Here is a 14532-nt window from a genome sequence, read left to right as displayed (position 1 = left end):
GGCGGCGGGGGCTTACTTCCGGAATGAAAAGTGCCGGTGGCCGAAATAACTGGTCACGACCGGGGACAGCACGCCAATGATGTGGGCAATGTCCTCGGCGTGCCAGGTCAGGCCCGCCGCCGGGAAAGCTAGACGGGCCAGCCCTTCGCTGACCAGCCAGACCTGTGCCGCCGCCACGGCGTTCACCAGGCAGAAGCGGATGAATTCCTCGTGCGCCTTGCGCCCCGACGCTTCGAACACGAAGCGGCGGGACAGCAGGTAGGCGGTCACCATGCCGAACAGGTAGGCCACCAGCACCGCGATCTCGAACGGCATGAACCGGTTCAGCAGATACCGGGAGACCACGTTGACGCCGGCGGAAAAGCCCCCCACCAGCAGGAAGCGGGCGAATTCACTGGCCATCAGCCTGTCCACGGGTGACGCGGGGCGCTTTTCCATCGCAGGGCTCACAGCGCGTCCACCATGCGCTTGGCGAAGCGGATGCTTTCCGCGATGCCCCGATCCTCGGGGTAGTAGTAGCAGGTGTCCGCCACCTGCAGGCCGGCGACCTCGGTCTGCACCGGTGGCAGCTTGTCCAGGAAATCGGGCTCGCATACCGGCTGGGCATAGCGCAGGCGCCCGACATGGGTGTCGATCAGGTCGGCGTCGGTCAGGGCTGGGTTCAGGCGCCGCACGCAGGCCATCGTCTCCGCCACGAAATCGGCATCCGTCCAGCCCCACTTGGGGTGGCTGTGGGGCATGTAGTAGGGGATGTAGACCACCGTATCGGGCAGGGGCCGCAGGTTGGAGAACTCGATGATGCCGGGGATCTCCATCGTCGGGTCGTTCACGTTCAGCCAGAAGTGCCGCGTGACAGGACGCTTCAGCTTCAGCATGACGCAGACCACGCCGATGTTCTTGATGGCGTCGTACTTGTCCTTGGTGGACTGGGTGAAGGCCGGGACGAGGCCCGCCACGTAGGGCGTGGGCACGGTGCAGATGACGGCGTCGGCGGGGAAGAATCCTTGCGCCGTGCGCACGCCGGTAACCCGGCCGCCCTCGGCCACGATCTCCTCCACCTTGGCGCCCAGATGTAGGCTGCCGCCCCGCCGGGCGATGTCGGCGGCCAGGGCCTGGACCAGGGTTTCGGACCCGCCCTCCAGATACCCCAGCTGTTCCTTCATCAGAGACTGGCGTGAGTTGCCGATGCGACGAATGCGGGTGGCGATCCAGCTGGCCGAGACGTTATCGGCGAATTCGAAGAACTTCAGGTCCAGCAACCGCTTCCACAGCATGTTGAACGGCTTCTCGCCGGCACCGCGCTTGAACCAGGTGGCGGCGTCCAGATGCTCGATGGATTGGAAGTCGCGCGCCTTGGTGGTCAGGAACATCTGCAGGCCCAGGCGCAGCTTGTCGATCGGCCCCAACAGGGGGAAGGACAGCAGGGCCAGCGGATCGCCCCAGCGGTAATGCTTGCCGTCGATGAAATAGCCCATGGAGGTGGTGCGCCATTTCAGCGTGTCGGCGATGCCCAGCTCCGCCAGCAGGTCGAAGGTCGGCTGGTCCGACTTGCAGATGAAATGGTAATAGCGCTCGATGCTGAGGCCGCCGAAATCGAAGTGCGCCGCCATGCCGCCGGGCTGGGTGTCGACCTCGTAGACCGCCACTTCATGGCCGGCCTTCAGGGCATAATGGGCGGCGGCCAGGCCCATGGCGCCGGCGCCGATGACGGCAAGTTTAGCCATTGCGGGAAACCCTTCGGGAAAATCAGAAGTCGAGGACGACGCCGGCGTAGCGCGGGTCGTTGAAGGTGACGGACAGTGCCTCGTCCAGGGGGGTGGAGCGCACGCCGAAGATGCCGGGCCAGTCGATGACGATGAATTCGTCGGGGGTAACCAGGGCCTTCAGCTGCTTGGTGGTGAAGGGCGGGTTGCGATCGACCAGGGCGTAGACCGACAGCAGCGCGTGGAACAGGGCATAGGGGATGCGCAGCAACGGTGTCTTGGCGCCCACCGCCTTGCGCAGGGCGCGGATCAGCTCGATGTAGGTGATCTTTTGCTGGCCCGAGATGTCATAGGTACCGGTGCGCCGGCCTTCCAGGCAGGCGATGATGATGGCACTGAAATCCCCCACATACAACGGCTGGCGGATGTAGCGGCCGGATCCGGGAATGGGGAAGACCGGCACCTTTTGCATGAAGCGGGCGAGCCAACCCAGGTGCTTGCGGTCGAACCAGCCGAACATCAGGGTGGGGCGCAGGGTGACGTGGGGGATGGGGCAGGCATCCACCAGCTTTTCCTGCGCCTTCTTGCTTTCGGTGTAGAAATCCACCGCCATGGAGTTCACGACGGAGGAACTGGCGTGGATCAGGTAGGGGACACCGGCCGCTTGCATGGCGGCCAGCACCCGTTCCGTCGCGGTGATGTTGTTGTCCTCGAACTCCGCCCAATCCAGGCCGCCGATCTGGGCGTGCATCTGGATCAGGGTGGCGGCACCCTTCAAACTGTCCTGCCAGCCGTCCTCATGGGCCAAGTCGGCCTTGATCACGGTCAGGTCCGGGTGCATGCGCGCCAGCGCCGGGGTGTTCGACGGATGCTTGTCGATGCAGACGATGTTGGTGTAGCCGGCGTCTTTCAAGCGGACCACCAGATTCTGGCCCACCAGGCCGGCGGCGCCGGTGATGACGATCTTGCCCGTGGACTTGTCGGTGCGGCTGGGCATCAGGGTTTCATCCGCCATTAGATTTTCATCCGGTTGAATATGGCTCCGGGCAGGTTGCGGATGATCATCATGATGCCCATCCAGAACCAGGGGGTGTAGAGGGTCGTGGCGCCCTTGGTGGCCGCCGTGTCGATGTCTGCCGCCACCTTCTCAGGCGTGGCCCACAACGGTCCGCCCTTGGCCAGACCATCGGTCATGGGTGTGTCGATGAAGCCGGGCTTCACCGTCAGCACCTTCACCTTCGTGCCGGCGAAGCGGTGGGCCATGCCTTGCGCGAACAGGGCCAAGCCGCCCTTCGCGGCACCATAGACATAGTTGGACTGGCGGCCACGATCACCGGCGACCGACGCTATGGCGATCAACGTACCCTCGCCTTGGCGCTCCAGGTAGTTGGCCGCGACCGTCAGCCAGGCGCAGGCGCTGGTCATGTTGGTGGTCAACTGGCGGGTCATCTCGGTGATGTCTCTCTCGGCCGCCTTCTGGTCGCCCAGGATGCCATAGGCCACCAGGACGGTATCCACCCTGTCTTCCAGCTTCGCCGACATCGCCGTCCACGCGGCGTCGAAGCCATCTTGGGGCAGGGCGAGATCCACCAGGGCCACTTGGGCGTCCGCTGCCCCCCGCGCCTTCAAATCCGCGGCAATGGCCGCCAGCCGCTTGGCGTCGCGGCCGGCCAGCACCAAGCGGGCACCGCGCGCGGCGTGCAGCCGGGCATAGCGCTCGGCCACGGCGGAGGTCGCCCCCAGGATCACCACGTTCTGTCCGGTCATCTCGTTCACGCCTGTTCGCTTATTGGGTTTGGAAGCTCCGGTCCATCCGCCGCCAGAAGTCGGACATGAAGGCCGGATCGAGGTGTCGCTTGAAGTCCGCCAAGTCGGGGTAACCTGCCGCGAACAGATTCGCCGGCATGCGGGCGTCCTTGGCCGGATAAAGGCGTCCGCCAGCGGATGCCACGATGCGATCCAGGTCGGCCATCAGCGCCAGGGTGCGCGCGCCCTGGTTGGGGAAGTCCAGGGCCAGCGTGGTGCCGGCCATGGGGAAGGACAGGAGGCCGGCCGGGGCGATGTCCCCGAAATTCTTCAGGACAACCAGGCAGGATCCCGTACCCGACGCCGCGATTCGGGCCAGCAATTCCGTCACGGCCCCACGTGCCACGGCTGGTGGCACCACGCACTGGTACTGATAAAAACCCTTGGGTCCGTAGACCCGGTTCCAGTGATGCACACCATCCAGGGGATAGAAGAAGCCATCGAAATGGCAACGGCCGGCGAAGGTCGCGCCCGGGCGGCTGTAATAGGCGGCGTTGAAGGCGCGTAAACTCAGGCCGTTGATCAGGCTGATGGGCGGGGTCAGGGGGACCGCCAGCTTGGCGCGGGCCGGCTGGGCCAAGCGGGGGCCGTCCGCCGCGTGGCGCCCGCGTGAGAAGATGCCCCGACCCAGGGTCGCACCCTGGCTCAGGCAATCGACCCAGGCCACGCTGTACGGCCAGTCCAGGCTTTCCGCCGCCAACTCGAAGAAGCGGTCGACATGGTCGAAGCGGAGGTTCTCCACCTCCATGTCGGAAGAGGCGATGGCCTGCAATTGGATCTCCACCCACTCGATCAGGCCCGTCAGGCCCAGACCGCCGATGGTGGCGCGAAATAGGTTGGCATTCCGGTCGGGCCCACATTCGAGGACCTCCCCGTCGGAGCGCCGCAGGCCGAGGGCGCGGACATGGTGGCCGAAGCTCCCCGCCACATGGTGGTTCTTGCCATGCACGTCATTGGCGACCGCGCCGCCCAGGGTGACGAACTTGGTGCCCGGCGTCACGGCCACGAACCAGCCGCGCGGTATGGTGATGGTGTGCAAATCGGCCAGGCTTAGTCCTGCATCCGCGCGCACGACCCCGCGGGTTGTATCGAAGAAATGGCACCGGTCCATGCGGCGGGTGACCAGCAGACCACCACCGCCGTTCAGCGGGCTATCCCCGTAGGAGCGGCCCAGGCCGTGGGCCAGCACACTGTTCGTCTTTTCCAGAAGGCTGGAAAGGACGAGTCCCGCTTCTTCGCGGAAGGCGGGTGTCGCCACCTCATGCTCGACAGCGGCCAGATTGCCCCAGGATGTGATCGGCTGGCGCATGGGTCACACCGCCGCCAGGACGATGGCAACCATGATGGCGCCGGTGATCAGGCTGGTCCGGTCGGTGGCGGCAAAGACCACGGGGTCATCATGCAATTCGCCGCGATGGGCCAGCAGCAGGAGACGGCTGATCCAATACAGCAGGGGCGCGCAGGCCAGCCAGAGCAGCGACGGGTTGCTGTACAGGGCATGGACCTCGGGGCTGTTGAAGTAGAGGGCCAGCACCAGGACGGAGCAATAGCCGCTGGCGCTGGCCAGGCCGGACAGGATGCTGAGATCCTCCAGCCGATAACCGCGGCCCTTGGGGTTGCCCTTGTTGGCCTTCAGGCTGCCAACCAGCTCAATATAGCGCTTGATCAGTGCCAGGCAGAGGAAGACGAAAACGGAGAAGCCGAGCAGCCAGGCAGACGAAGGACGCTCAATGGCGGCGCTGCCCGCCAGAATGCGCAACGTATATAGTCCCGCCAGAGTCAGAACATCGATCAACATATGTCGCTTGAGATACAGCGAGTAGGCCAGGGTGATCACATAATAGGCGGCCAGCACCGCCAGGAAATTGATGGACACCAGCAGGCCGCACAGGGCCGATACGGCCAGCAGCAAGGGCACCAGGGCCGCGCCCTGGATCAGCGGCAACCGGCCGCTGGCCAACGGCCGGTTGCGCTTGGTGGGATGAGCCCGGTCATTGGGCAGGTCCAAAAGGTCGTTCAACAGATAAGCGCTGCTGGCGGCCAGGCTGTACGCCAGGGCGGCCAGCAGGCTGTCGATGATGGTCACGCCGGTCAGGTCATGACTGGCCAGAAGCGGCACGAACACCAGCAGATTTTTCAGCCACTGGTGGACCCGGATCGCCTTCAAGTAGACCTTCACCCCGGCTTGGGGCACCGGCAGCTCTACGGCGTCATGGCGTTCCGCCATCAACCGTCGCACCAGCCGGGCGGGAGCGTTGGTGACGATCGCCGTCCGGCACCGACGCCAGACCGGCATATCCACCCAGTCGTTGCCGATGTAATCGAAGCCCTTGTCGCCGAACTCCCGGCACAGCAACTCCGCCTTGTTCGGCCCCGAGAGGTTAAGGTTTTCGTTTGAGCCGAACACCCCATCCACGAACCCCAGGTGTTCGGCAAGCGCCTTCACCAGCCTGTGGTTCGAGGCAGAGGCCAAATAGATCCGCCGACCTTTGGCTTTTTCGGCCAGGAGAAAATCGATAACCTGCTGGTTAAGCGGTACCGTGGATACATCCAGATCCGTTTTATTTGATAGATAATCTTTAAGCCATGCTTTGCTGCGCAGCGGCAAGCGCCAGACACCCAGCGCGCCGATGGGGTTGCTGGAAAGCAAGGTAAAGAAATTCTCAAGAAGAAGGTCAGAGCGGATGAGCGTGCCGTCGATGTCGACCACCAAGGGCACTGGTGCGATTTGCGCCGCGGGCTTGCTCTCAGCACCGTTCATTGAATGCCTAGCCTCTGTGGATATTACGGCCATTGTGTTGAATATATGAGAAAATTTATACTCTCATAGCCGAGATGTGAAAGGACTGCGCGGAAAGAGCCATAGCGATGATGGGGCGTCAATCCTTTAAATGGCTGATTTCCGTCCAGGTATGGAGGAACATGGCGGCGCAGGTTCATTAACCTTTGGCCCTGGGGGTGTGCGAGGTGCTTGACTGCGAATCGCTGCGCCCGCGAAGGCGACGGGACGCGCAGCAAGCGGCTCAAGCCGCCATCGCCAGAGGCCGCTCCCGCCTAAAGGTATAGGCCGAACGGTCTAAAAACATTGCTGTTTTGCCATGTGCTGTTGTTGGCGGCGCGGCGCGGGTGCTCAAATCTAAAATTAAAGCGATAGTTTTCCTGAATCCGGCTTGTGCGCCGCGAGCCGCGTGAATTATACCTACAACCACGCGGGGCTGGCGGAACGCGTTAATAAATTCGCCATGGGGTTTTAACGTATACGTCAGCGCCGCAGCGGGCTGCGGTTCAATAGTGGTTAAGTGACGTTTAAGCGGGGATATAATCATGCCAACTGTCACCGGTGGTGTTAGCGTCACGACGGCGCCATCCATTTCCCAGGCCAGTCAGAATGCTCTGGCCAACGCCTTGAACAGCGTCATCGCCGCCAGCGGCACGCTGAGCATCACGACCGCGGCGCCGACATCATCCAACACTCCGACGGCGACGTTGTCCTCCACCATCACCTTTGGCACCGCGAGCGTGTCGTCGGTGAGCAGCGTGGTCGTCAGTGGTGGATCGTCCACCACGCCGACGCTGGCCGCTGTGGATCTGTCCCAGACGGCCGCCGGCACGGTCGGCAGCAGCAGCGTCGTGACCAACGTTTCCGTTGATCCCACCTTGACCTCCGTCGTCCTGACTGGCACCGCCGCCGGCAATACGACCGCGCTGTTCCTGGACGGCAACAGTGGTGGCAAGGTCGTGGTCGGCGACGCCGGCAACAACTTCCTGGTGCTGAGCGGCTCCAGCACCGTTGTCGGCACCGGTACGAACACCATCATTACCGGCACTGGTAATGACAGTGTCATCGGCTCCGCCACCAACGATGTGATCACGTCGAGTGCCGGTAACGACATCATCAACGGCGGTGCGGGTAACGACGTCATCGACGGTCGCACCAGCAACGGTGCCGACACGCTGGGTGGTGGTGCAGGCAACGACACCATCTATGCCAGCGGTGGTGGCAGCTACATCATCGGTGGTGCGGGCAACGACTCCTTGGTTGGCAACGCCGCCGGCAAGGACGTCTTCATCTTCAGCCCGGGCGATGGCAACGACACGGTGTCGGGCTTCAACCCCTCGCAGGATACGCTGGCGTTTGCTTCCACCAATTACGGTGGCAAGTCGCTGGACCTCATCTCACTGATCAACAATGCGACCGTGAGCAACGGCAACACTACCTTGACCTTGCCGGATGGCTCTACCATCACGGTCCAGGGTGCCACGGGTGTGAACATCAATTGGTTCACGGTCAAGTAATTGGTCAGTTAAACAGCTTAATTAAGGTATGGCGGGCCATTGGCCCGCCATAGTCTTACTTGCCTTATGGGCTCTCAGCCGGCAGTATTCGGCAATTCTCCACCTTCTTATCGGTAGACGATGCAGCCAAACACTCTGGCGCCAGCCGAAACATCGGCGGTCGTAACGTCATCACCCGACAGTGATCCGGTTCGGGCCACGCCCAAGGTCATGGCCCTGCCAGAAGGGACCTATTACATAACCGCCCGTCTGAGCGAGGCAGGGCGACAGCAGATCAAGGGTGTTAGTTTCCCCTCGGTTCAGGTGTCTTCGCTCTCCCAGGCCGGTTATGCGCCACTGCAATTCCTGACCGCCGGTGGGCTCAATACCTCAGCGTGGCTCAGTGGCTCGGAAGGGGTGGCGCTTGTCGTCACCGCGCAATCCGCGCCCTTGCTGATAACCACCTTCACCCTGAGTGGTCAGCTTTCCTCATCCATCTCCGTCGGCGTCCAGAAGTTGGGGGATGAGATGATGCCCGCAACTCTTGATGTTCGCCTCATTGCGCATATTCAGCGCATGGGCGACCGCGCCTTCGCTGGTGGCGAATGGGCATCGGCGGGAGACCACCTGTTTTGGATCGAAGCCTTCACCGTCGGCGGCTCGCCGGAATTGGCCGAAGGGCTGGAATATTGTGCGGCCAATCCGATCGACCCAGGCGCCACTTGGGTCAAAGCCGGCACGCTGGCGGGAATTTCCGGCCGTGGTCTGCCGCTGCTGGGCGCCGGTTTCCGCTTGGTCGGCCGGCTGGCGAACACACATCGGGTGGACTATGCCGTACGGTTCCTGCGCCAGGGTGATGTCACGGGGCAAGACGGCGTCATGTGCCGCTCGTCGCAGCCGCAAGATCCGCTCATGGCTCTGAAGGTCGCGGTCCTGCCCCGTTAAGGCTACTCGCCAGATGTCCGATACCGTGGTTGCGCGCCAGCGCCAAATACTGGCGGACATCGATGCGGCATTATCCCGCCGAGACTATGAAGCAGCAACTGCGCTGAGCCTGGAAGCCGTGTTGTGGCCCGAGGCCCGGCTTGAGGGTCTGCGTTACCTGGTACAGGCGGCCCTTGGCGCGGGGCGCCTGGACGATGCGGCCCACCGCGCGGCCCATTTGGCCCGGTCCAGTGGCATTGCCGCTGATATGGTTCTTGAAGGGGTCGTCGCGTTAGCCCGTGGACGGATGGAACACGCCGCCTCCTGCTTCACGCGGGCCCTTGATCTGGACAGCGTCCATCCCCTGGCTGCGGTGGGCTTGTCACAGGCGACACCCCTTTCCTCGCCGGACTTCCCGGGCATTCTTGAGCGTATCATACCCGCACTTTGCTGGAACGCGGAAACCAACGAAACCTGTTTGGGCATGCTGCGCGGCTTGGTGGCATCCGGTGTCGTTCCAGCCGTGGCTTACCCCTGTGGCGGCCGCATTGATGGCGTGGCTGGGGCGTCGGCTCAACGGGCTGAACTGCGCTGGAACGGCCTGGCGGTGGCCCAGATGCCTCTAGGCGTGACAACGGCTGACGCGCGCCTGTGTCCGTTCAGTTTTACCGTGCCGACGGCCCTCGCCGGGCGCGCCAGATTCGACATCGTCGTTGATGGTACGCGGGCGCTGGGAGCGCCCTTGGAGCCCGCCGCCACCCAACCTCCTCGCCTCATCGCACGCGCCATGCGGATCGCTGAGGAGGAGGGGAATGGCTTGATCGTGCGGGCTTGGGACGCCGCGTGCCCGACCCGGCCCGTCGCTCTGGACCTGCTGGGCCCCAACGGTCAGCCGCATCGTTTGGTATTCCGGCCCGAGGCGGACGCCAAGCCGGCGGATGCGCAAACCGTGCCGATGCTGGCTGCGGAAGAAGGGGTGCGGGGGATTCTTCCATCGACCCAGGAGCCCGTGTATTGGCCGGCTAGCGTTCTGGGATCGAATTCTGAGCGCGGCGCGCCACGGCACCGCCCGGGTACTGGAATCCGGGGCCTGGACCGGGCGTCCCCTCGGCCTGTCGATGTCATCGTCCCCATTTATGGTGACGCGGACGTCACCCGGGCCTGCCTATCGGCGCTACGCGACAGCCTGGAAGGCGCCTACGCCCGTCCCGCGACTGAAATCATTCTGATCGTTGATGCCCCCGCGGACGCGGCTGTGGTGGCGCTGGTGGATGAGGTGGAGGCCCGGGGCTGGGCCACCGTGCTACGCAACGCCTGCAATCTCGGCTTTGTGCGGACGGTCAATCGGGGCATGGCCCTGCACCCTGATCGTGATGTGGTACTGCTGAATGCCGATGCCATGGTTCACGGCGATTGGCTGCATCGGTTGACTTTGGCCGCTTATCAGGACGCCGCCATCGGCACGGTGACCCCGTTGTCCAATGACGCCACCATCTTCAGTTATCCTGATATCGGTGGCACACCCTTGGCCAACGCCTCAATACCGTTCCTGGATGGCTTGGCTGCGGCGACATTGGCCGGCCAAATCGCCGATATGCCCACTGGCGTCGGCTTCTGTTTCTATATACGGCGGGATTGCCTGGACGACGTTGGTTATTTCGATGCCGAAATGTTTGGTCAGGGCTATGGTGAAGAGAATGATTTCTGCTGGCGGGCGCGGGCGCGCGGTTGGCGCCATGTCGCCGCCCTGGACATCTTCGTTGGCCATGTCGGGGGCTCGTCCTTCGGTGTGGAAAAATCGGACCGCATCGCCGCGGCCATCAGGACTCTGAACCGCCTTCATCCCGACTATGAGCCGGCGGTGCACGCGCACATCGCCGCGGATCCGCTGTTGCCGGCGCGGCGCGCCCTGGACCTCGCCTGGGCTCAAAGCCTGGGCCCGCGGAATTGCCTTGTGGTTTGCCCGGCCTTGGGCGGCGGAACGGATCGCTTTGTCAATGACCAGGTGGCGACCTTGATCGCGGAAGGGGTGGGGGTCGTCGTTCTGCGGGCTGAAGGCTGGCGGCAGCCCGTCACCGAGAGGGGAGACATGGGGCAGGCCAAGCCGCCCCGGGTATTCCTGGAAATACCGGACATGCCGCAACTCCGATCTTTGGTTTACAAAGGCGCAGCCGGGTTGCCACAGCTGATGCTCGACTTGCGCGCCCTCGGGGTGGATCGCATGGTCGTGCACCATGTCATGGGCGTTCCGTCCATATTGTTGGACATGCTGGCCGGCCAGTGGCCGTACGAGGTCTACGCGCACGACTACGTATGGATCTGCCCCCGGATCAACCTGGTCGATGGCAGTGACCGCTATTGCGGTGAGCCACCGGTATCCGTGTGCGAGACCTGTGTCCTGAGCAACGGGCACAGGCTCCACCCGACGGATTTATCCGTCGCGGCATGGCGTCGGTCCATGGCGGCTTTTTTGGCCAGGGCGCAGCGGGTTGTCTGCCCGACGCAGGACACCGCGCGCCGCCTGACGACCTATCTAGCCCCTCTCGCCATGGCGCAATCGCCGGGTGCGACCATTCCCGTGTTGGTGCGGCCCCACCCCGATCTCGAGGTGCCCCCCGTCCCGCTGCCATCCGATCCGGTCTATCCGTCCGCCGTCAGGGTGGCCGTCCTCGGCGCCATCGGCATGGTCAAGGGGTACGACGTGCTGCTGGATTGTGCGCGGGATGCCCAGGCGCGGAACCTGCCCCTGGAATTCCTGGTGGTGGGCTATACCCAGGATGACACGCCTTTGCTGGAAACCGGCCGGGTTCGGGTCGCGGGGCGCTATAGCCCGGAAGAGGCGCCGGATCTGCTGCGCGCCAGCCAATCCCATCTTGGTTTCCTGCCCTCGATATGGCCGGAAACCTGGTCTTACACCTTGACCGAGATGCTGGCCGCCGGTCTGACCGTCGCCGCCTTCGATCTTGGTGCCCAGGCCGAGCGCCTGCGTCACCATGGCCGTGGCATGCTGATGCCGCTGGGGGTGCCGCCGTCGCGTATCAATGATGCCCTGTTGGAATTGGCGCGTCGCCAGGGGATAGTGCCGACAGGCAGCAGGGGGACGGCCTCCCCGTGAGTTCGGAATTGAGCATGACCCTAGTATCCTGCGTTTCGCGCACCGTCCTGCACGTCGGCTCCGGCGTTTACAGGCCGGATAAGCTGCACAGTCTGTTTTCAAGCAGCGAATGGCGTGAGGTGCGGGTCGATATCGATCCCGCCGTGCGGCCCGACATCGTCACATCGATCACCGATCTTTCCATGGTGGCCGATGCCAGCGTGGACGCCATCTGGTCCTCCCACAACATCGAGCATCTGCACGCGCACGAGGTGCCGGTGGCGCTGGCGGAGTTTCGGCGGGTGCTGAAGACGGATGGCTTCGCCTTGATAACCTTGCCGGACCTGCAGGCCATCGCCCGCCTTGTGCTTGAGGACAAGCTGGATGAGCCCGCCTATATGTCCCCGGCCGGTCCGGTAGCCCCGCTGGACATGGTGTTCGGGTTGCGCGCTTCCATCGCGCACGGCAATCACTATATGGCGCACCACACGGGCTTTACCGCGCGAACCCTGGGCAAGGCGCTGCTGGATGCCGGATTCGGCCATGTAAAGGTCACCAGGGATGAGGCCAGCTTCAATCTCTGGGCGATCGCTTACGTTACCCCGCCGGCGGGTGTCGACACCGCATCATGAGGCTGCTGTTCGTTCACCAGAACTTCCCCGGCCAATATCGCCACTTGGCCATCCGCCTGGCCGCGGCTGGGCATGAGGTCGTTTGCCTGGGCGACCAGGCGAACTGTTCCGACCTTCCCCTGCCGCACGGCATGGTCATGGTTCGGTACCCATCGCCTGCTGGCGCCACCCAGGGCATCCACCATTATGTCGCGTCCTTCGAAGCCGCGGTGCGGCGGGGGCAAACCGTCTTGCGCGCCTGCATTCAGTTGGCACAACAGGGTTTCGTTCCCGATGTGATCTGCGCCCACCCAGGCTGGGGGGAGGCCCTGTTTCTGAAGGACGTGTTTCCAAAGGCCAAGCTGCTGGCCTACCTGGAGTTCTTTTACAATGCCCACGGTGCGGATGTCGGCTTCGATCCCGAGTTTCCGCCGGTCTTGGATGACGTCTTTCGCATCCGTATCAAGAACAGTGTGCTGTTGCACGGGCTGCAGGCCATGGACGCGGGCATCACGCCCACCCGATGGCAGGCGCAGTGCCTTCCGGCCGATTTCAGACGCCGGGTCGCCATCGTGCATGACGGCGTGGATACCCGCCTGGTTTGTCCAGATCCGGCTGCGGTGCTGACGGTCACGCCCGACGGGGCCGCCACCCCCCTGGTGTTGCGGGCAGGGGATGAGGTGATCACCTTCGTCAATCGCAACCTGGAACCCTATCGCGGTTTCCACACTTTCCTGCGCGCCCTGCCGGAATTGATGCGGCAGCGGCCCAACGCCCAGGTGGTGATCGTGGGCGGCGACGACGTCAGCTATGGCACACGCCCGCAGGACCATCCCCACTATCGCGCGAAGTACATGGCGGAGGTGGGGGATCAACTCGACCTCGCGCGCGTCCACTTCCTGGGCAAGGTGCCCTATGACACCTTCCTGTCGGTGCTGCGCGTGTCGGCTGTCCATGTCTACCTGACCTATCCCTTCGTGCTGTCGTGGTCCTTGATGGAAGCGCTGGCCAGCGGCTGTCTGGTGGTCGCGTCCGACACGGCACCTGTGCGTGAGGTCATCAAGCACGGTCAGAACGGCCTGCTGGTCGACTTCTTCTCGCCCCAGGGGCTGGCGCGGACCGTCGCCGCCGCCTTGGCGGATCGCGAACGGCTGGGGCGCCTGCGCCACCGCGCGCGGGAGACGATCGTGCAGCGATATGACCTGGAAAACGTATGCTTGCCGGCGCAAATGCGCTTGATCGACGACTTGGCGGCGGGTCGCTGGCCGGCGCAGCGGGTATCGCAGCGCCACGCCACGCCCAAGGACGCAGCCCCCAGCGCGTAAGGAAAGTGGTTTATCGACAGGTTCCTGTCAGGAAAGGCGTGGAAACTGGGGTGGCCCGCGCCATATTGGAAACGGGTACCCGATCCGAAAAGGATTGGGTCGGCGCGTTCCCGGCGCCGTTTCTGGAGTTGAGATACATGCCTGCCGCCCCGACATCGAAATTCCCGGCCAAATCCTTGGTGTCCGCCCTGGCCTTGGCCGCGGTCTGTTTCGCGATGGGCGCCCGCGCGCAAACCCAGACGGTGGCGACACCCGCCGGCGCGGCCAGCGCCCCGGTCAATGCCATTGATGAGGGGCCGACGCGTCCGCCGGTCCTCGACGGTCCGGGTGTCGCCACCGCCGATGGACGGGACGATGGTGTCGTGGCCGCGCGCCCGCCAGAGGATGATGGCTGGAAATCCAAGGACACCAACTGCCGCGTCGGGGGCAGTGTCACCATGGGCATCGGCTTCGGCGGCGGGATGATCGAGCGCGGGGCCGGCGCCACATTGAACTACGGCGAAGATGGCAATCCGTTCCGCCCCTGCCAGGACACGGGCATCGCGTTCTCACTGTCGGTATCCCAAGGCAACGTCACTGGCCACCCGCACAATGGCGCCTGGGGTGGGGGCGGCTGGGGCGGTCCCTGGGGTGGGGGGCCCGGCGGCTGGGTGGATGGCGGCCTGGATGGCGCCTATCCTTACTATGGTGGCCCCTATTCCTACGGTGGCGCCTATGCGGCCCCCTACGCCTATGGCCGCTGGCTGGACCGGGGCAGCATGGACAGCTGGTTCCCCAGCCGCATCCACCCCTGA

At 64.1% G+C, this 14532-nt stretch carries 13 protein-coding genes; 6 read left to right on the top strand and 7 right to left on the bottom strand.

Annotation, left to right across the window (positions count from 1 at the left end):
* Nucleotides 1–12: 12 nt before the first annotated feature.
* The 7 genes from FBZ90_RS10790 to FBZ90_RS10760 all read right to left on the bottom strand — a co-directional run bounded on the left by FBZ90_RS10790 (nucleotide 13) and on the right by FBZ90_RS10760 (nucleotide 6835).
* On the bottom strand, nucleotides 13–438 hold the full coding sequence (locus FBZ90_RS10790) for a GtrA family protein (RefSeq protein WP_246130289.1): 426 nt from the start codon (nucleotides 436–438) through the stop codon (nucleotides 13–15).
* Nucleotides 439–446: 8 nt separating this feature from the next.
* Nucleotides 447–1724 (bottom strand): NAD(P)/FAD-dependent oxidoreductase, encoded by a 1278-nt coding sequence (locus FBZ90_RS10785; protein ID WP_145731882.1) that lies wholly within the window; start codon nucleotides 1722–1724, stop codon nucleotides 447–449.
* 22 nt (nucleotides 1725–1746) lie between these two features.
* Complete coding sequence (locus tag FBZ90_RS10780; RefSeq protein WP_145731880.1) at nucleotides 1747–2718, bottom strand: NAD-dependent epimerase/dehydratase family protein; 972 nt, start codon at nucleotides 2716–2718, stop codon at nucleotides 1747–1749.
* Nucleotides 2718–3470 (bottom strand): SDR family oxidoreductase, encoded by a 753-nt coding sequence (locus FBZ90_RS10775; protein ID WP_145731877.1) that lies wholly within the window; start codon nucleotides 3468–3470, stop codon nucleotides 2718–2720. Before FBZ90_RS10775 ends, FBZ90_RS10780 begins: the two co-directional genes overlap by 1 nt.
* Nucleotides 3471–3489: 19 nt before the next feature.
* Complete coding sequence (locus tag FBZ90_RS10770; RefSeq protein ID WP_145731875.1) at nucleotides 3490–4818, bottom strand: FAD-binding oxidoreductase; 1329 nt, start codon at nucleotides 4816–4818, stop codon at nucleotides 3490–3492.
* Nucleotides 4819–4821: 3 nt separating this feature from the next.
* Nucleotides 4822–6270: a UbiA family prenyltransferase gene (locus FBZ90_RS10765; RefSeq protein WP_145731873.1), complete on the bottom strand. Its 1449-nt coding sequence runs from the start codon at nucleotides 6268–6270 to the stop codon at nucleotides 4822–4824.
* A gap of 262 nt (nucleotides 6271–6532) precedes the next feature.
* A complete protein-coding gene (locus FBZ90_RS10760; protein WP_145731871.1) occupies nucleotides 6533–6835 on the bottom strand; it encodes a hypothetical protein in 303 nt (100 codons plus the stop codon).
* On the opposite strand from FBZ90_RS10760, the gene FBZ90_RS10755 reads away from it, so the two are divergent.
* The 6 genes from FBZ90_RS10755 (at nucleotide 6834) to FBZ90_RS28655 (ending at nucleotide 14532) form a co-directional block, all read left to right on the top strand.
* The gene (locus FBZ90_RS10755) at nucleotides 6834–7805 is read left to right on the top strand and encodes a calcium-binding protein (protein ID WP_145731869.1); all 972 of its coding nucleotides are present in this window, start codon (nucleotides 6834–6836) and stop codon (nucleotides 7803–7805) included. The genes FBZ90_RS10760 and FBZ90_RS10755 overlap by 2 nt on opposite strands.
* Nucleotides 7806–8015: 210 nt before the next feature.
* Nucleotides 8016–8729: a hypothetical protein gene (locus tag FBZ90_RS10750; RefSeq protein ID WP_145731867.1), complete on the top strand. Its 714-nt coding sequence runs from the start codon at nucleotides 8016–8018 to the stop codon at nucleotides 8727–8729.
* 13 nt (nucleotides 8730–8742) lie between these two features.
* Entirely contained in the window at nucleotides 8743–11823 is a 3081-nt protein-coding gene (locus FBZ90_RS10745; protein ID WP_145731865.1) for a glycosyltransferase, read from the top strand.
* A 14-nt stretch (nucleotides 11824–11837) separates the two neighbouring features.
* Entirely contained in the window at nucleotides 11838–12434 is a 597-nt protein-coding gene (locus FBZ90_RS10740; RefSeq protein ID WP_145731863.1) for a class I SAM-dependent methyltransferase, read from the top strand.
* Nucleotides 12431–13738, top strand: a complete 1308-nt coding sequence (locus FBZ90_RS10735; RefSeq protein WP_145731861.1) for a glycosyltransferase family 4 protein — start codon at nucleotides 12431–12433, stop codon at nucleotides 13736–13738. The genes FBZ90_RS10740 and FBZ90_RS10735 overlap by 4 nt, the downstream gene beginning before the upstream one ends.
* Before the next feature lie 137 nt (nucleotides 13739–13875).
* The gene (locus FBZ90_RS28655) at nucleotides 13876–14532 is read left to right on the top strand and encodes a hypothetical protein (RefSeq protein WP_145731859.1); all 657 of its coding nucleotides are present in this window, start codon (nucleotides 13876–13878) and stop codon (nucleotides 14530–14532) included.

The organism is Nitrospirillum pindoramense (assembly GCF_007827955.1).
Taxonomy (GTDB): domain Bacteria; phylum Pseudomonadota; class Alphaproteobacteria; order Azospirillales; family Azospirillaceae; genus Nitrospirillum; species Nitrospirillum amazonense_B.
The sequence above is the reverse complement of the archived record's forward strand: the minus strand, read 5'-3'. Positions and strand labels throughout refer to the sequence as shown.